At 51.7% G+C, this 16,797-nt stretch carries 13 protein-coding genes and 1 pseudogene; 4 read left to right on the top strand and 10 right to left on the bottom strand.

Annotation, left to right across the window (positions count from 1 at the left end; all coding sequences use genetic code 11):
* Positions 1-6: 6 nt before the first annotated feature.
* Positions 7-1,182 (bottom strand): annotated as a pseudogene (locus M0R33_RS00215) (acetylornithine transaminase); the annotation flags it as partial.
* A 260-nt stretch (positions 1,183-1,442) separates the two neighbouring features.
* On the opposite strand from M0R33_RS00215, the gene M0R33_RS00210 reads away from it, so the two are divergent.
* Entirely contained in the window at positions 1,443-2,033 is a 591-nt protein-coding gene (locus M0R33_RS00210) for a YcbK family protein (protein ID WP_292563300.1), read from the top strand.
* Positions 2,034-2,059: 26 nt separating this feature from the next.
* Here M0R33_RS00210 and M0R33_RS00205 read toward each other — a convergent pair whose 3' ends face one another.
* From M0R33_RS00205 to M0R33_RS00190, 4 genes are all read right to left on the bottom strand, one after another.
* A complete protein-coding gene (locus M0R33_RS00205; protein ID WP_292563297.1) occupies positions 2,060-3,760 on the bottom strand; it encodes a L,D-transpeptidase family protein in 1,701 nt (566 codons plus the stop codon).
* A gap of 261 nt (positions 3,761-4,021) precedes the next feature.
* The gene (locus M0R33_RS00200) at positions 4,022-4,891 is read right to left on the bottom strand and encodes an ion transporter (protein ID WP_292563295.1); all 870 of its coding nucleotides are present in this window, start codon (positions 4,889-4,891) and stop codon (positions 4,022-4,024) included.
* A 13-nt stretch (positions 4,892-4,904) separates the two neighbouring features.
* Entirely contained in the window at positions 4,905-6,197 is a 1,293-nt protein-coding gene (locus M0R33_RS00195; RefSeq protein ID WP_292563292.1) for a hypothetical protein, read from the bottom strand.
* A complete protein-coding gene (locus tag M0R33_RS00190; RefSeq protein WP_292563290.1) occupies positions 6,194-7,108 on the bottom strand; it encodes an ABC transporter ATP-binding protein in 915 nt (304 codons plus the stop codon). The genes M0R33_RS00195 and M0R33_RS00190 overlap by 4 nt, the downstream gene beginning before the upstream one ends.
* A gap of 296 nt (positions 7,109-7,404) precedes the next feature.
* Here M0R33_RS00190 and M0R33_RS00185 point away from each other — a divergent pair, with 296 nt between their 5' ends.
* The 3 genes from M0R33_RS00185 to M0R33_RS00175 all read left to right on the top strand — a co-directional run bounded on the left by M0R33_RS00185 (position 7,405) and on the right by M0R33_RS00175 (position 12,278).
* Positions 7,405-8,415, top strand: a complete 1,011-nt coding sequence (locus M0R33_RS00185) for an isocitrate/isopropylmalate family dehydrogenase (protein WP_292563287.1) — start codon at positions 7,405-7,407, stop codon at positions 8,413-8,415.
* Between the two features lie 79 nt (positions 8,416-8,494).
* Complete coding sequence (gene acnB, locus M0R33_RS00180; protein ID WP_292563284.1) at positions 8,495-11,053, top strand: bifunctional aconitate hydratase 2/2-methylisocitrate dehydratase; 2,559 nt, start codon at positions 8,495-8,497, stop codon at positions 11,051-11,053.
* 97 nt (positions 11,054-11,150) lie between these two features.
* Positions 11,151-12,278 carry a sensor domain-containing diguanylate cyclase gene (locus M0R33_RS00175; RefSeq protein WP_292563281.1) on the top strand — a complete coding sequence of 376 codons (1,128 nt, stop codon included), beginning with the start codon at positions 11,151-11,153 and terminating at the stop codon, positions 12,276-12,278.
* 3 nt (positions 12,279-12,281) lie between these two features.
* Here the strand turns inward: M0R33_RS00175 and M0R33_RS00170 are convergent, their stop codons facing one another.
* The 5 genes from M0R33_RS00170 to M0R33_RS00150 all read right to left on the bottom strand — a co-directional run bounded on the left by M0R33_RS00170 (position 12,282) and on the right by M0R33_RS00150 (position 16,641).
* Positions 12,282-13,661 (bottom strand): L-serine ammonia-lyase, encoded by a 1,380-nt coding sequence (locus tag M0R33_RS00170; protein WP_292563278.1) that lies wholly within the window; start codon positions 13,659-13,661, stop codon positions 12,282-12,284.
* A gap of 140 nt (positions 13,662-13,801) precedes the next feature.
* Positions 13,802-14,416: an urease accessory protein UreG gene (gene ureG, locus M0R33_RS00165; RefSeq protein WP_292563275.1), complete on the bottom strand. Its 615-nt coding sequence runs from the start codon at positions 14,414-14,416 to the stop codon at positions 13,802-13,804.
* A 183-nt stretch (positions 14,417-14,599) separates the two neighbouring features.
* A complete protein-coding gene (locus M0R33_RS00160) occupies positions 14,600-15,274 on the bottom strand; it encodes an urease accessory protein UreF (RefSeq protein WP_292563874.1) in 675 nt (224 codons plus the stop codon).
* Entirely contained in the window at positions 15,264-15,695 is a 432-nt protein-coding gene (ureE, locus tag M0R33_RS00155) for an urease accessory protein UreE (protein ID WP_292563271.1), read from the bottom strand. The genes M0R33_RS00160 and ureE overlap by 11 nt, the downstream gene beginning before the upstream one ends.
* 424 nt (positions 15,696-16,119) lie before the next feature.
* Positions 16,120-16,641, bottom strand: a complete 522-nt coding sequence (locus M0R33_RS00150) for a hypothetical protein (RefSeq protein WP_366042943.1) — start codon at positions 16,639-16,641, stop codon at positions 16,120-16,122.
* Between the last annotated feature and the right edge of the window lie 156 nt (positions 16,642-16,797).

The raw sequence follows: 16,797 nt of genomic DNA, 5'->3' as shown, positions 1-16,797 counted from the left end.
AGGATACTAATGGGTATGTTCTTTTATAAGTGCAGACAATGTCTCGGTGAGTAAATCGATCTGCGCGTCGTCAATCAGCAGCGGCGGTAGTAAGCGTATGGTGCTATCGGCGGTAACGTTGATCAGCAAACCTTTTTCCAATGCTTTGCCGACCAGTTCTCCGCACGCGGCGTCCAGCTCGATGCCAATCATCAGGCCTTGGTGGCGGATAGAGACGATATGGTGATTGCCTTCGAGTTGCTGGGTTATGGCACTGCAAATACGCTTACCCTTCATATCCGCATCGGTAATCAGGTTGGAGTTGCTTAACGTATCGAGAACAGCCAGCGCCGCGCTGCAAGCCAGCGGGTTGCCGCCGAAAGTGGAACCGTGATTGCCGGCCGTTAAAATAGCGGCCGCTTTACCATGCGCCATGCAGGCGCCGATAGGTACGCCATTTCCCAGCGCTTTGGCCAGCGTGCAGACATCCGGCAGAATCCGGTTATGTTGATACGCCAAAAATTGCCCGGTACGGCCGATACCGGTTTGGATTTCATCCAGCATCATCAACAATTGATGTTCATCGCAGATGGCACGTATTTGATTCAAGTAATCCGGCTTGGGAATATTGACGCCGCCTTCGCCCTGGATGGGTTCCACCAATATGGCCACTATATTTTTATCGGCCCGGAGAGCGGAACGGATGGCGTCTATGTCGTTATACGGCACATGAACAAAGCCCGGCAGCAGCGGAGCAAAGCCTTGCTTGACCTTGCTGTTGCCGGTTGCGCTTAACGATCCCATGGTACGGCCGTGAAAGCTTTTGTCCATAGTCATGATCACAGGCGCATCGATACCTTGTGCATGACCGTATTTGCGGGCAATTTTTATTGCGGCTTCGTTAGCCTCCGTGCCGGAGTTGCAAAAAAATACGTTATCCATACCGCTGAGCCGGCACAGCTGGTCAGCCAGTTCAGTCTGTAACTTCACGCCATATAGATTGGATGTGTGGATCAAAGTTTGGCTTTGCTTGCATAAAGCCCGATGTACGGCAGGGTGAGCGTGGCCGAGATTGCAAACGGCTATACCCGCTAATGCATCCAGATAGCGTTTGCCATTACTGTCCCACAGCCACGCGCCTTCGCCGCGATCAAAAGTAACTGCCTGCCGAGCATAGGTAGACATAATATGGGTTGTCATTTTGTTAAGGCTTTGTAGGTTAGTTAAAAAAAGTGATCTGGATTAAAAAAAAGCCGCGATTATATTTTTTTGGGGTGAGGGAAGCAATACATAGTTTATCGAGGGTGTGTCAAAAAGCCGCGCTTTACTGAACCGGGAAGATTTTTGGGGCACACTTGTGATATCTTAACTTTGCGCTAAAAAGAATGTTTTTTGTAAATTTGTGGGCTATTTTGCTGCGAATTTCCGTCAACTCAATTTAAGTCGAAATATAAAGTTACACTATGTTGCAACGAATCTTAGAAAATCGAACCAGCGACGATAGCGATATTGTGCTGTCAAGACGTCGTTTTATTCGCCATTTAGCCTGCGGGTCTTTATTGACCTTGGGCTCCCCTGTCATTGCCCAAGCCGCAAAAGCCCACTTCCCTAGTCATAAATCACTGGCGTTCGAAATCCTCAATACCGGCGACAAACTGAAATTAACCTATTTTGAAAAAGGCCGCTATATCAGTTCGGCCTTAAGCGAGATCGATTATTTGTTGCGCGATTATCGTAGCGGAGACGTGCATCGTATCGACCCGCATCTGTTGGACCAATTACACGACTTGAAATTAATGCTGGGCGCTCACCGCCCCTTTGAAATTATCTGCGGTTACCGGTCGCCATTCACCAACGCTAATTTGCGCAAGCATAAGTCGGGTGTGGCCAATAACAGCTTACATATGCAGGGTAGGGCGATTGATATCCGTTTGGACGGCTATGACACAAAGCATTTACGAAATGCCGCTATTTCACTACATCGCGGCGGGGTTGGTTATTACCCCAAATCTGATTTCGTGCATCTTGATACCGGGAAATTCAGAACCTGGTAGCGTCTTTGGACGCTACATCGACCGACTTAACTGGGGGTTGTTGTTTTAGCCGTTAATAAACTACTGTCTCCGGAGCCGGGGATTTTTCCCAGAGCTTTTTCTAAAGCGGCATCCTGTTCGTAAATGTCCCGGTAAAAATGAATTTGGTTATTGTGGTCCACAAAAGTGGTGCTGTAGAAAAACAAAACCGGAATCGGCTTTTTCAAGGTGACCCTCCGGGTCTTGGAACCCGACATCGCTTCTTGAATGGCAGCCACATCCCAACTTGATTCCGGTTGGTTGTTCAGCACGAATTCCGCCAGTTTTTCCGCTTCCGCCACTCTGACGCAGCCGTGGCTAAAATCGCGACGGCTGCGGCTGAACAGGCTGTGGGCCGAAGTGTCGTGCAGATAGACGTCTTCCTTGTTGGGGAAAATAAATTTTACCTTGCCTAGCGGATTCTTTTTGCCGGGTCTTTGTCTGGCCCGCACTCGCCCGCGGCGGATATCATCGAAAACGGTGTCCCACGAGCCGGCGTTGTCGGACGCGTAACGCTGCACCAACTCGATATCCTGGCTTTGCAGATAACCAAAGTCGTTATACAGCTTAGGCAGAATTTCCTTATCCATAATACTTCTGGGAATATTCCAATAAGGCATAAATTCCAGATATTTCATTTCTTCAAATAAAACCGGGGTCTGGTTTTTTAAGGCCTTGCCTACGATGACTTTCATATTCAATATGTCTGTATCGTCGGGCGAATTGAAGGCCCATAGCTGAAAAGCGGGGATATTGACGATAATCATTGGCCCTGCGATGTTATCGGGCAACCAGCGCAGCCTCTCCATGGCCAGTTCGATCTGCAGGATTTTTTGGGCCAGGGATTGATTGAGTCTGGCGGCGGTTTCCGGTCCGATAATAGCATCCGCTTTAAGGCCGTTTTCACGTTGAAAGTTTATTACCCCTTCCTGCAGCTCATGGTCATAGCGTTTTTTCGGTGAATTTGCCGGATCGTATTCAGGCAAAGCACCAAGCGCTATTAAGCGTCGATGCAGTTCAGCCAATTGGGGGTAGGTCTCGCCTGGGCGCAATGATTTTTGAAAAATCAGCGGCTGATAATTTGCATCCGCGGGCGCTTTGCGATAAGCCGCCAATATCTGCTTTAGCTGCCCGTATTGTTTTAATTTGGGTTGTAATTGTTGCGGCAGTTTCTCTAATCCTTGATTATCAATGGCTTGCTTGATTAAGCTCGCTACATCAATTGCGGTTTTGCTGCCGAAAGGGGTGGGGTAACTAAGCTTTTGGGGGTTGACGCGGCCATGATGCAAATCGTTTGCAAATCGCAGTAAGGAAATGGATAGCGCGGTATCGAACTCGGCAAGCTCATGGACGGCGGTTTGCGGAATCGATAAGGCCATTTGCAAATTGACCTTCAAAACCTCCGCATCGTAGTCTTTAGGATCCAGGCCGTCCGAGCCAGCGTTGCCGAGTATGGTCAGAGCCTGATCGATATTCGATTCTGAACGGTTTTCACCTAGCCATAACAATTGATTTTCGTTTGATTGATAAAGAGTGCTCAGTAGCGCCGCGTGATTGGAGAAATCAGGCTTGGTCAGCAAAGCATTCTGTTTGCCGGCAATTAGGCTGGTGATGGCGGGCGCGGGGCCGGCATCGATGGACAGGCTGGTTTCCTCGGCAGAGGTCGTGGGTTGGGTCGAAAAGAATAAAATCAAAACAACCGGCAGCATGAGGCCAACATTGATTGACAGTTTTTTTAAACCAGTAGTATTCATATAGTTCGATCGAATAGACACGGTGCACTCTGATACTTAAAGGTGAATCGCAAGATTAATCGGTTGTAGCCAGAATAACCTAGTCTTTATACAACAATTTTTAGCTGATTGAGTAAAAACAGCAAAATGTCTGTGAATATTGCTTGTTTATTGTATCGACTAATGGCTGCATTGCTTTAGCGTTGTTATTGTCAGATCAAGTATAGCTGTTGAGGTTCAATGATGGGACGGCAAATCGGCAAGATTATGGCCGCAATATTTACAATAGCTGGCATCTATATCGTGGCCGATGCGTCCGCAATCCGGACACGCTTCATTCGAGAGATTCGCTTGATTGACGGTTTTGATCAATTCCGCACCGTAAATTCCGGTCGGCACGGCGATGATGCCGTAGCCCATGATCATGATAAACGAGGCTGCGATCTGCCCTAGGGTGGAATTGGGGGCAATGTCTCCGTAACCCACTGTCGTCAGTGTAACTATGGCCCAATACATGCTTCTAGGAATCGAGGTGAACCCGGCCTCTTTGCCTTCTATGACGTACATCAACGTCCCGCAAATAACCACCAATGTTAAGACCGTATAGAGGAACACCATGATTTTCCAGCGCGAATTGTATAGCGCGGTTTTGAGCAAATTGGCTTCATTGAGATAAACCGACAGCTTCAGTATCCGGAAAATACGTAGCAAACGTAATATGCGCACCACGGCAGCGTAGTGCACACCGGGCATAAACAAGCTGATATAGCTGGGCAAGATAGACAGTAAATCCACTATCCCGTAAAAACTGCGCATATAAAGCCAGGGGTGACGGACGCACAGTAAGCGTAAAAAGTACTCCAGACTGAATAGGAGCGTAAACACCCATTCCAGAATGTTCAATAATTCGGCGTACTGGTTATGAAGGCTTTCGACGCTATCAATGATAGCGACCAGCGTGCTTAGTATGATGAACACAATAAGCAATACATCGAAATTGCGCCCTGCCGGGGTTTCAGAGCCAAAAATCACTTCATTCAGCTGTTCACGCCAAGGCGCCAGGCTTCGACCTTCATTGATGACGGATTTTCTGTAAATAGTTTTCATGATGCTAGTTAGTTCAAGTGCTGGCCTGCCAGCGTCGATACAACATACCCATTACCCATCCGCTCTGTGCCAAGGCGCAGAGCAGGGCGCCGCCGGCCGAATCCGCCCACAGCGGAAAGAAAAGCGCCGCCAGTCCGTTTTGGCCCATGGCGTTAAAAATACCCGGTAAGATGCCGTATAGTAAAACACCGGATAGTAAGGTCAGGCTTAAAGCGCGTTGCGGATTTTTGCCGTAGCAAAAATAAATATAAATGCCGCAATCTCGCAATAAAATCAGAACAATAGCCAGCGGATAAAAATGAAAGCGCAAACTGAATTCGCGCAGCGGGTGTACGGACACACTCAACACCAGCGCGGCCGGTAGCAATAAAAGGAAAGACAGCCACCAGATCGGCAACTCTTCACTGCCGCGCCGCCAGTTGCGCTGAACAAAATAAGTCAATAAACGTTTGATGCGCATGGCGTCGTTGGATTCGACCACCACGCCCACATAGGTCAATGCACTGCACACCGCGAAAGCAGCCAGCCAAAACGAATACGCCGAACTGGGCATAAAGCCGCCGACATAGATCATTAAAAATACACTAAATCCCAGCCAGACCGAGGGTGTCGTGCGCATACCCAGCTCCAGCGTCATTAACCGATAATTGCCTACCGCACACCAAAATAGAGCCAATAATAAGCTGATTTGATGAAAAGCACTGCTGCTGAAGCGTATTTCGTACCAAGCTGTCGTCGAATCCGGCAAAGCGTAGGCGGTCAGGCTCGATACCTCCGATAACCATGGGGCGATGGATAAGAAGCCGATAACGGCAAGCAGGAAAATCGAGCCGCTTTTGGTTTGCCCCCGCCGCACCGCAAGCAGACCCAGTAACAGGCTACCGCTTTGTACCAGCAACGCGGCGCAAACGCCGTAAAAAATCAGCATCGGCAGGGCGGCGTAATCATCGATTGCCGAGCCGTATACCAACAGGCACAGCAAGCCGGCATACCAGGCCATCAAGGTACTGCCGAACAACTTAGCCCAGACCATTTCCCAGGGCCCTAACGCCGACAGGCGTTGGGTGTCCCAGGTGCGATCGCGATATTCCTCGACAATACTGTCGACAGCCTGCCGTGCGCCCCATAACAGGGTGATCAGCAGGAACAATATCAAGGCAGCCTTTGCCGTGGCGCCGCCTAGCCGATAGCCGTCGATAAAATAACTGAACGTAAAGATAACGCCCAATACCAATGGGATGCCGATTAAACGAGCTTGCGAACATTCCAGATAAAGCTGGCGTTGAAATTCCGGATTCAAATTCATGGGCGTTGCCTGATGGTCTGTAGATAGGCGTCTTGCAAGTTGCTGGCGGCCGGGGCGAACTCGCACACCGGTAAATTCAGCGCCAATAAGGCCTTTAATACAGCGTGTTGTTGTTGAGTATCGGCGGTTAGCTGGATCAATGCCAGCTGATCGTGTTCGGTTTTTAACAATTCGATATCCGGTATTTGTTTCAATATCTCCGCCAAATTTTGCACCGGTTGGGCCAGTAACAATTTGAACGGTTTATGCTGCCGGGCTTTTTTTACGGTGATCTGTTCGACCAAACGGCCATTTCGCAGTACCAGCATATCTGTGCAGTAGGCTTCCAGTTCCGCCAGAATATGGGATGAGACCAGCAGCGTCATGCCTTGACGTTGCAGATCCAGAAAAAGTTCGGCCAATTCATGACGGGCCTCCGGATCCAGACCCGAGGCCGGTTCGTCCAGTAACACCAAGCTGGGTTTATGAATAATGGCTTGGGCTATGGCCACTCGTTGCCGTAAACCGCGTGAAAGCTCGCCTGGCCGCATCTCCAACCGGTCTTCGATATTTAGGCGGCGGCATACGGCTGCAATTGCCGCCGGGCAATCGCTATCGTCAATGCCTTGGGCGCGCGCCACGAAATGTAGACATTGTCGTACGGTCAAACGCTGGTAAAGTCCAAAAAAGTCAGACAGATAGCCGATAATCCGGTGGCAATCCCGAGGTTGTTCCAAAACATCGATTTCCTCGATCGTAATAGTGCCGCTGACCGGCCGTTCCAAGGCCGCCATACAGCGCAGCAAGGTGGTTTTTCCGGCGCCGTTGGGGCCAACCAAGGCCGTGATACTACCTTGATCCATGCGAAAGGACACATTGTCCAGCGCCCTGAGTCCCGGATATTCAAAAATCAGTTTATCGACTGTAATCATTTAGGCTTGCCTTGTGGGGTTTGCCGGGCATTGTAGCTAACTCTGTTTGATAACGACTAACTACGCACCATTAAAGATCTTTAACAAGCTAGCTTGGTGCAAAATTTCAGCTGATGCCGAATATAATCGGCTAATCGCCGCTGATAATAGGGTTTTTTATGGTATTAAAATTGCTTTAATAAACCTTGGTTGATAACGATTTTTTTGTTGGCTTAACAGCAGCCTAACCACTCGGCTGCCCGCCGGCCAGGAAACTGTTATCATTTAGTTTTTAAAAAACCCTCAGGAGAGAGTGAATGCACAACGTCACGTTGATTAAAGGTGATGGTATTGGTCCTTCGATTATGGATGCCGCCGTAGCGGTTATCAATGCATCCGGCGCGAAAATTAACTGGCTGGAAGCCGAAGCCGGCATGTCTGCGTATGAAAAAAACGGCACCCCTTTGCCGGATGCCACCATGCAATCAATCGATGAAACCCGGGTCGCTTTCAAAGGGCCGCTGACTACCATGGTGGGCGAGGGTTTCAGAAGTATCAACGTCGAATTGCGCAAAAAATACGATCTTTACGCCAATGTACGTCCGGCCAAAAGTTGGCCCGGCGTAAAAACCCGTTATGAGGATGTCGACATCGTCGTGGTGCGCGAAAACACCCAGGGTTTGTATGTGGGCTTGGAGCATTATCTGACCCCGCAAAAAGATATTGCCGAAAGTTTGGCCGTGGTCACCAAGGACAGTTCCGAGCGCATCGTCGAATATGCCTTTAAATACGCGCTGGATAACGACCGCCAAAAAGTCACGGTTTGTCACAAAGCCAATATTCTAAAATTTACCCAAGGATTATTTTTAAATACCGCCCGGGAAGTGGCCAAAAAATATCCGCAAATTGAATTCGACGAAAAAATCATCGATGCCGCCTGCATGCACATGGTGATGAAACCCGAGCAATTCGATGTAGTGGTGACCACCAATATGTTCGGCGATATCTTGTCGGACTTGACCGCCGGTCTGGTCGGCGGCTTGGGCCTGATTCCTGGCGCCAATATCGGCATTGATGCGGCGCTGTTCGAAGCGGTGCACGGCAGTGCGCCGGATATTGCCGGCAAAAATATCGCTAACCCGACTGCCGTGATGATGGCCGGGGTGATGATGCTGACTCATTTGGGCGAACATGATGCTGGCATGCGCATGCTGCATGCCATCGAAAAAGTTGTTAACGAAGGCAAGTACGTCACGCCCGACCTCAACCCGAACAGTACTTGCGGTACTAGGGAAATGGGCCAGGCTATCGTAGACGCTATGGAATAACCGAGGCCATATCCGAGTTTGGGCGGCGTTATTTAATCCGCCCATTGCATTATTTTCCAACATTCTCCGGGTCACTCTCATGCTAGAAGAATATCGTAAACATGTTGCCGAACGGGCCGCCGAAGGCATCGTTCCCAAACCGCTGGATGCCGAGCAGGTTGCCGGTTTAGTGGACTTATTGAAACAGCCTCCGCCGGGCGAAGACGCCTTTATGCTGGATTTATTAACCAATCGGGTGCCTGCCGGGGTTGATGAAGCGGCTTATGTCAAGGCCGCTTTTCTGGCCGATGTAGCCAAAGGCGTGGCGGTATCGCCTATCGTTTCAGCCGAAAAAGCCACCGAATTGTTGGGCACCATGCTGGGCGGTTACAACATTGCCCCTTTGATCGAATTACTGGATCACCCGGCGCTTGCCACTATAGCAGCACAGGCCTTATCACATATCCTGCTGATTTTCGATGCTTTTCACGACGTGCAGGAAAAGGCCGAAGCCGGTAATGCATTTGCCAAACAAGTGCTGCAATCCTGGGCGGACGCCGAATGGTTTACCGCCAAACCGGAAGTGCCGGAAAAACTCACCGTGACGGTGTTCAAGGTCAGCGGTGAAACCAATACCGATGACTTATCGCCTGCGCCGGACGCCTGGTCGCGGCCGGATATTCCGTTACATGCCAAAGCCATGTTGAAAATGCCGCGTGAAGGCATCACCAACGCCGAACAGCAAATCGACGACCTGAAAAACAAAGGTTTTCCGGTGGCTTATGTCGGCGATGTGGTCGGTACCGGTTCGTCGCGTAAATCCGCCACCAACTCGGTGCTGTGGTTCATGGGCGACGATATTCCCTATATCCCCAACAAACGCGCCGGTGGCGTCTGCATCGGCAGCAAGATCGCCCCGATATTTTTTAACACCATGGAAGATTCCGGCGCCTTGCCGATCGAATGCGATGTCAGTGCCATGCACATGGGCGACGTGATCGACATTTATCCTTATCAAGGCGTGGTCAAGCGTCACGACAGTGATGAAGTGGTGTGCGAGTTTAGTTTAAAAACCGAGGTGATATTGGACGAAGTCCGTGCCGGCGGCCGGATTCCATTGATCATCGGTCGTGGTTTGACGGACAGAGCGCGTAAAGCCTTGGGCTTGCCGGCGTCGACCGTATTTCGCATCCTGGCGGCGGTGGCCGATACCGGCAAAGGTTACACGCTGGCGCAAAAAATGGTCGGCAAAGCCTGCGGTGTACCGGGCGTGCGGCCGGGCAGTTATTGCGAACCGCGCATGACGACGGTCGGCTCGCAAGACACCACCGGCCCCATGACCCGCGATGAACTAAAAGACTTGGCCTGTCTGGGTTTTTCCGCCGATTTGGTGATGCAGTCTTTTTGCCACACTGCTGCGTATCCGAAACCGGTGGACGTCAAAATGCAGCACAGCTTGCCGGATTTCATCATGACCCGCGGCGGCGTGTCGTTGCGCCCCGGCGACGGCATTATTCATTCCTGGTTGAACCGCATGCTGTTGCCGGACACCGTCGGCACCGGCGGCGACTCGCATACCCGCTTTCCAATCGGAATTTCCTTTCCGGCCGGTTCCGGTTTGGTGGCCTTTGCGGCTGCCACCGGCGTGATGCCGCTGGATATGCCGGAATCGGTTTTAGTGCGTTTTACCGGCAAAATGCAGCCCGGCATCACCCTACGCGATCTGGTCAATGCAATTCCCTATGCGGCCATCCAACGCGGCTTGCTGACTGTCGCCAAGCAGGGCAAGAAAAATGTATTTTCCGGGCGGATTTTGGAAATCGAAGGCTTGCCGGATCTGAAAGTCGAACAGGCTTTCGAATTGTCCGATGCCTCGGCGGAACGTTCCGCCGGCGGTTGTACCATCAAATTGAACCAAGCACCTATCGCCGAATATCTGAATTCCAATATTACCCTGTTGAAATGGATGATCAGCGAGGGCTACGGCGATGTGCGCACCCTGCAGCGCCGCATCAAAGCCATGCGGGATTGGCTGGAAAATCCAGTGCTGATGGAAGCGGATGCCGATGCCGAATACGCGGAAATCATCGAAATCGACATGGATCAGATCACCGAACCGCTGATGGCCTGTCCGAACGATCCGGACGACATCAAGCCACTGTCCGAGCTGGCCAATACCAAAATAGACGAAGTGTTTATCGGTTCCTGCATGACCAACGTCGGCCATTTTAGGGCGGCCGGCAAGCTGCTGGAAAAAGCCGGTTCCTTGCCGACCCGTTTATGGGTGGCGCCGCCGACCAAGATGGATCAAAGCCAGCTGGTGGAAGAGGGCTATTACGCTACCTTCGGCAAAGTCGGTGCCCGTACCGAAATGCCGGGCTGCTCGTTGTGCATGGGTAACCAAGCCCGGGTGGCGGAAGGTTCGACCGTGGTATCCACATCGACCCGTAACTTCCCGAACCGTCTGGGCAATGGCGCCAATGTCTATCTGGCCTCAGCGGAATTGGCCGCGGTGTGTTCGTTATTGGGCAAAATTCCGACGGTTGAGGAATACATGCAGTATGCGGCGACGATTGATGAAACCAGTGCCGATACCTATCGGTATCTGAATTTTAATCAAATCCCCAGTTTTCAGGAAAAGGCTGATCTAGTAGTGTAACCGTTCAACGTTTGGTCCCGGCGCAAAGTCGGGACCGGGCAGATTTTCAGATTGCTGCTAACCTTATTACATCAGTAATTTCTGTCGAGACTGAACATTGGACGAAGATATCACAGCTGACTTGCGGGTCTTGCAAAGCCATTTAGATGGCATGCTGAATCGTGTACAGCATAACAGCTTAACCTTAAAACGCCTGCAAGCCTTCGAAATGCGTCTGCTGGGGCTCAGCTCGCTAACCGAAATGATCGATTACATATTGGATGAAAGTAAATCTTTATTCGATCTGGAAATCGTCAGCCTGTTTTTGTTCGATCCCACCCAGGAAATAGCCGCTTATCTGACCAACGATCAGTATCCCTATCAATCCCGTAAAGGCTTTATGCTGGTCAACGATGATGGCCTGTTCAAAAGGTTTTTCGACTATACCCACCGGCCATTGCTGGGCATCTACCATCCTGAAAATTACGCGCAGTTTTTCCCGGAAGATGCCGGCAAACCGTCGTCGGTGATTCTGGCGCCTTTGGTGCGACGCGGTAAATATCTGGGTTCGTTAAATCTGGGTAGTTTTCGTCAGGATCGTTTCATACGCACCATGGCTACCGACTTTATCGAGCACTTGGCTTCGGTTCTGAGTATTTGCCTGGAAAATACCCTGAATTTCGAAACCATGCGCCGCACCAGCCTGATCGATCCGTTAACCGGCGTGAATAATCGGCGTTTTTTAGAGCAACGTATCGACGAAGAAGTCGACCGCTGTGTGCGCAACCGGCAGCCTTTATCCTGTCTGTTTCTGGACATCGATTACTTCAAACGTATTAACGATAATTTCGGACACCAAGCCGGCGACCACGTTTTGGCTTTAGTGGCCGCGGCGATTAAAAAACAACTGCGTAGCAATGATGTATTGTCGCGCTTCGGCGGCGAAGAATTTGTGGCCTTGTTGTCAGGCAGCGGTGAAGCTATTTCCGGGGAAATTGCCGAGCGGATCCGTAGCAGTATCGCCGGATTGAGCATTGAATTCGGCGGTCAGAGCATTCCGGTCAGCATTTCCATCGGTGTGGCGACTTTCGATGCCAAGTTAAGCAAAATAAACAGCGCCACAGAAACCGCCAGTCAATTAATACATGCCGCAGACGGGGCGTTATACAAAGCCAAAAACAACGGCCGCAACCGGGTGGAAAACAGCGGGGTTATCTCGGAAAAATTACAGCTGCAGCAGGCTTGAGTTTCAACACTCGATCAGATTAACCGCCAAGCCGCCACGGGACGTTTCCTTGTATTTGGTTTTCATGTCGGCACCGGTTTCGCGCATGGTTTTAATCACCTTGTCCAGCGAAACAAAATGAGAGCCGTCGCCGCGCAATGCAATGCGGGCCGCATTGATGGCCTTGACCGAACCCATGGCGTTGCGTTCTATGCACGGCACTTGTACCAAGCCACCGACCGGATCGCAAGTCAGGCCCAGGTTATGTTCCATGCCGATTTCCGCCGCGTTTTCGACCTGTTCCGGCGTACCGCCCAATACTTCAGCCAGCGCGCCGGCCGCCATCGAGCAGGCCACCCCGACTTCGCCCTGGCAACCGACTTCCGCCCCGGACAACGAGGCATTTTCTTTATATAAAATCGCAATAGCCGCCGCCGTCAATAAAAAGCGGATCACGCCGTCTTCATCCGCGCCTTCGCAAAACCGCCAGTAATAATGCAGCACAGCCGGAATGATACCGGCCGCGCCGTTGGTCGGTGCCGTCACCACCCGGCCGCCGGACGCATTTTCTTCGCTGACCGCCAGAGCGAACAAATTCACCCAGTCCAGCGTGCCGACCGGTAAGTTGGGGGTAATTCTGGGTATTTCGCCGTTCAACTGCCGATGCAGGTTGGCGGCTCGGCGTTTTATCTTCATGCCGCCCGGCATAATGCCTTCCTGGTGCATGCCTCGTTCGACGCAGGCCTGCATGACCTCCCAGATATGCAGTAGATTCCGGCGAATTTGCGTTTCGCTCTGCCAGGCCTTTTCATTGCTCATCATCAAAGTACTGATGGGTTTATGGTGCAAAGCGCATAATTTCAACAAAGCGGCGCCGGTTTTAAATGGATAGGGCAGGCGAGTATCGTCGTGCGTTAACCGGTCGGCAGCCGCGTCGGTACTGGTTACCACGAAACCGCCGCCCACCGAATAATATTCGGCTTGCACCAACTCGGCGCCGCTTGCATCGAAAACGGTGAAACGCATGCCGTTGGCGTGATAAGGCAAGGACTTGCGTTGAAACAGCAAATCGGTTTTTTCATTGAAAGGGATAGGATAGCGTTGCAGCAATCGCAACCTACCGGTTTCCCGTATGGCGACCAACCGCTGCGGAATGATGGCGGGGTCGATCAAATCGGGCGCTTCGCCTTCCAGCCCCAGCAATACGGCTTTATCCGAGCCGTGACCTTTGCCGGTTGCACCCAATGAGCCGAACAGCTCTACCCTCAAACGATTGACGTCCCGGATCAGGCCTTGCTGCTCTAATTTGTGGGCGAAGGTCATGGCTGCCCGCATTGGGCCGACGGTATGTGAGCTGGAAGGACCTATACCGATTTTAAAAATATCGAACACGCTGATAGCCATTACCGCCACCTGAATAGTGCAAAAAAGTGCAGATCAAAAAATCCAAGCCAAAGTTTCGGATAGATTTGCAGCAATGATCGTGCCGCTTCGGAGAATATTTCCGGGCGGGTGGGCATGGTAGATCCGTGCAGGCGGATTATTTAAGCATCCAGCATGCCCTGGTTGATGATAAAACTGGCGATTTCATTGACGCCCAGGCCAGTTTTGATATTGCTGAACACGAACGGCCGGGCGCCGCGCATTTTTTTGGCGTCGCGGTTCATCACCTCCAGTGAGGCGCCGACATGGGGCGCCAGATCGATTTTGTTGATTACCAATAAATCCGAACGGGTGATGCCGGGGCCGCCCTTGCGGGGAATTTTGTCGCCGGCCGACACGTCGATCACGTAAATGGTTAGATCGGCCAATTCCGGACTGAAGGTGGCGCTGAGATTGTCGCCGCCGCTCTCCACCAACACGAAATCCAGTTCCGGCCAGCGTTCGCATAGCTCGTCGACCGCCGCCAGATTCATCGAAGCGTCCTCGCGAATGGCGGTATGCGGGCAGCCGCCGGTTTCCACCCCCAAAATCCGTTCCTCGGGCAGCGCCTGACTGCGGATCAAAAACTGTTGATCCTCGCGGGTATAGATATCGTTGGTGACCACGCCGATTTGGAACTGATCGCGCATTTTTTTGCACAAGGCATCCACCAGCGCCGTTTTGCCGGACCCGACCGGGCCGCCTATGCCGACTCGTAAAACTTGTTTTGCGTTCATATTTTCATCCAAAGTAGCCCGGATGCAATCCGGGGGGGGGATTTGCCAAACCTCAATTCCACTAGCGGCGAATCGAGGTTAACTTATTTTAAGTAGCTCAGGGTGCGCGCAGCGTTCCTTGACATTATCTCGAATGTCACGTAACCGCCAATGCGGCAACGTGAGCTACTTTTATTCACGATTTTACGAACGGAACAAACGCGAATATTGCATTTCGTGCCGACTGCTGGCCAGGGCCAAACCGAAGCAACTGCCGCCGATATCGTCGTCCGCCATACTTAAGGCTTGCTTTACCAAACCCGGTATATCGCCGGCCAAGTCTTTCAATAAACGCTGCCCGGCGACTTGACCCAACGGCACCAGCTTGACCGCGCACAACACCTGATTTTCCAGCCAGCCCCACAGGTAACCGGCCATGGCGTCGGCTTTATCGATTTGCCAGCGTGACGCGGCCAATGAAAATAAAGTCGCCAGTGTGGCGTCGGGCCGGCGTAACCAGTCTTGCGCTTCCGGCAATTCCAGATTCACCAGCAAACGGGCCAGCGCCTGACCGGTTTGCCTATCCTCGGCGCGCAGTTCGGCGGTCTCCCGGCAGGCGGCCAGCGTCCGGCTCCAGCTTTCTACCGCAACCATGTCGATTGCCGTCCAGGCATCGTAAAGCCGCGCCATAATCGGCGCATCGACCCGGGCCAAGGCATTCGTCAACACACCGCGCAACCAATCGGCGCTTTGATCCGCATTCGTAATCCAGCCGTCTTCGACCGCTCGTTCCAGACCTTGCGAATAGCTGTACATGCCGATAGGCAGACTGGGGCTGACCAGCTGCAACAGCCGCAGCAATGCCAAATCAGTGGCCATGGCCATGGTAAGCACCGGCTTCAGGTTCGAACGGCAATATTTGGTGCTCAACGTTTAAGCCCAACCCGACCAGCATTTGATCCAGCACGTGGTCGGTCAAATAGCGCAGTTCGCCGGGTAGAATTTGCAGAGGGACATGGCGATTGCCGAGGTGGTAGCAGGCCCGGGCGAATAATAACGGTTCATCGCATTTGACGGTAGACAAGGCTTCCGGGGCTGCTTCGATTTTGACTTTGAATCCCTGGCTGTTAGTCAACACTGCGCCGTGCCTTAGAGTATGCCCCCTCGGTAAAAACACGCCGACCTGGATGCCGCCTTGGGTGATGGCCGGGTGGCGGGATTTTTGCCTGGCCTCAAAAGGGAGGGTTAGGGTGTCGTCCGGGGTTTCTTTGGTGTTTGTGGTTTCGGTGAGTTTTAGCATTTTGCTTATCGTTTGGTTTTTGGTTTTTGGTTTTGTGTCGCTGTCGCGACGGTTTTTTTAAAGTCGGGTCTCGGCCCGACAGCCGAGGTACTTTCTTTTGCTTGCCCAAAAGAAAGTACCCAAAGAAAACGGCACCCGGATTCCGCCTTAATCCTGCGCTTCTCGCTTTTAGCGAGGGTTTTCGAAGTGCCATCCATGGCCCTACGAAAACGAGCGGCTTCCTGCCGCTCCCCTATCGGGCCTGATTCGCCAAAAGCTGCGATGCTCGGGGCGGAATAACGGGAGCAAAACCATCCCCAAACTCAACGGAAAATCCAAAAACGTAGGCTGGGCACAGGCTTTTCGTGCCCACGCGAATAAACCGTAGGTCCGATTAGCAAAGCGTAATCGGACGCATGTCAATCATCCCCAGCAATCACTATCTTCAAATCGCCACCCCAATTTTCCGGATAGACACCTCTTTCAACATACCGATGAAAACTGGAATACGGCCAGTCAGCGGTCCGCGCGACCAAACCATGTTTAACCGGATTAACATGTACATAATCGACATGCCGTTCGAAATCTGTTTCGTCTCGTATGCAATGCTCCCAAAAATGCCGCTGCCACTTGTGCCCTTTGGGTAAATACCGCGTTCGCCCGCCATCTTTCGAACATTCGTTCGATACTCGGTTTTAGGTAAAGCCCTCGAAAATCCGCTCTTAATCAAACGCCAGCGTTTACTAAAATCGGCGTCGCCCGGCGGCAACGTCCAAACCGCATGCAGGTGTTCCGGCAACACCACCCAAGCATCGATTTGAAACGGATGGCGTTTTCTTACCGCCCGCACGGTATCACGTAACAAATCGATTTCCCGAATCAGTAAATCGTTGTTTTTACGCTCCAGCAAATTCATCGTAAAAAACCATGTCCCGCCTGGAATAAGTGCACGTCGGTAATTGGGCATGGTTTATTACGTTTTTAATATCGACTTTGGTTAGGTTTTAAACATGCGTCCGATTACGCTCCGCTAATCGGACCTACGCGGGCTTACAAAATCATCCGCCAATTTTTCCTCTGACGACGCGGGTAATCCCCTGATGCCGCGCCGAGCACCGGAGGG

The organism is Methylomonas sp., from assembly GCF_023228165.1.
Classification (GTDB): domain Bacteria; phylum Pseudomonadota; class Gammaproteobacteria; order Methylococcales; family Methylomonadaceae; genus Methylomonas.
This window is presented reverse-complemented; position numbering and strand designations above follow the sequence as displayed.

Coding starts and splice junctions, on each gene's coding strand:
- ureE (WP_292563271.1), bottom strand. CDS start 15,695: ATGCTAAAACTCACCGAAACCACAAACACCAAAGAAACCCCGGACGAC.
- acnB (WP_292563284.1), top strand. CDS start 8,495: ATGCTAGAAGAATATCGTAAACATGTTGCCGAACGGGCCGCCGAAGGC.
- M0R33_RS00160 (WP_292563874.1), bottom strand. CDS start 15,274: ATGGCCACTGATTTGGCATTGCTGCGGCTGTTGCAGCTGGTCAGCCCC.
- M0R33_RS00200 (WP_292563295.1), bottom strand. CDS start 4,891: ATGAAAACTATTTACAGAAAATCCGTCATCAATGAAGGTCGAAGCCTG.
- M0R33_RS00195 (WP_292563292.1), bottom strand. CDS start 6,197: ATGAATTTGAATCCGGAATTTCAACGCCAGCTTTATCTGGAATGTTCG.
- M0R33_RS00205 (WP_292563297.1), bottom strand. CDS start 3,760: ATGCTGCCGGTTGTTTTGATTTTATTCTTTTCGACCCAACCCACGACC.
- M0R33_RS00150 (WP_366042943.1), bottom strand. CDS start 16,641: ATGCCCAATTACCGACGTGCACTTATTCCAGGCGGGACATGGTTTTTT.
- ureG (WP_292563275.1), bottom strand. CDS start 14,416: ATGAACGCAAAACAAGTTTTACGAGTCGGCATAGGCGGCCCGGTCGGG.
- M0R33_RS00170 (WP_292563278.1), bottom strand. CDS start 13,661: ATGGCTATCAGCGTGTTCGATATTTTTAAAATCGGTATAGGTCCTTCC.
- M0R33_RS00210 (WP_292563300.1), top strand. CDS start 1,443: ATGTTGCAACGAATCTTAGAAAATCGAACCAGCGACGATAGCGATATT.
- M0R33_RS00190 (WP_292563290.1), bottom strand. CDS start 7,108: ATGATTACAGTCGATAAACTGATTTTTGAATATCCGGGACTCAGGGCG.
- M0R33_RS00185 (WP_292563287.1), top strand. CDS start 7,405: ATGCACAACGTCACGTTGATTAAAGGTGATGGTATTGGTCCTTCGATT.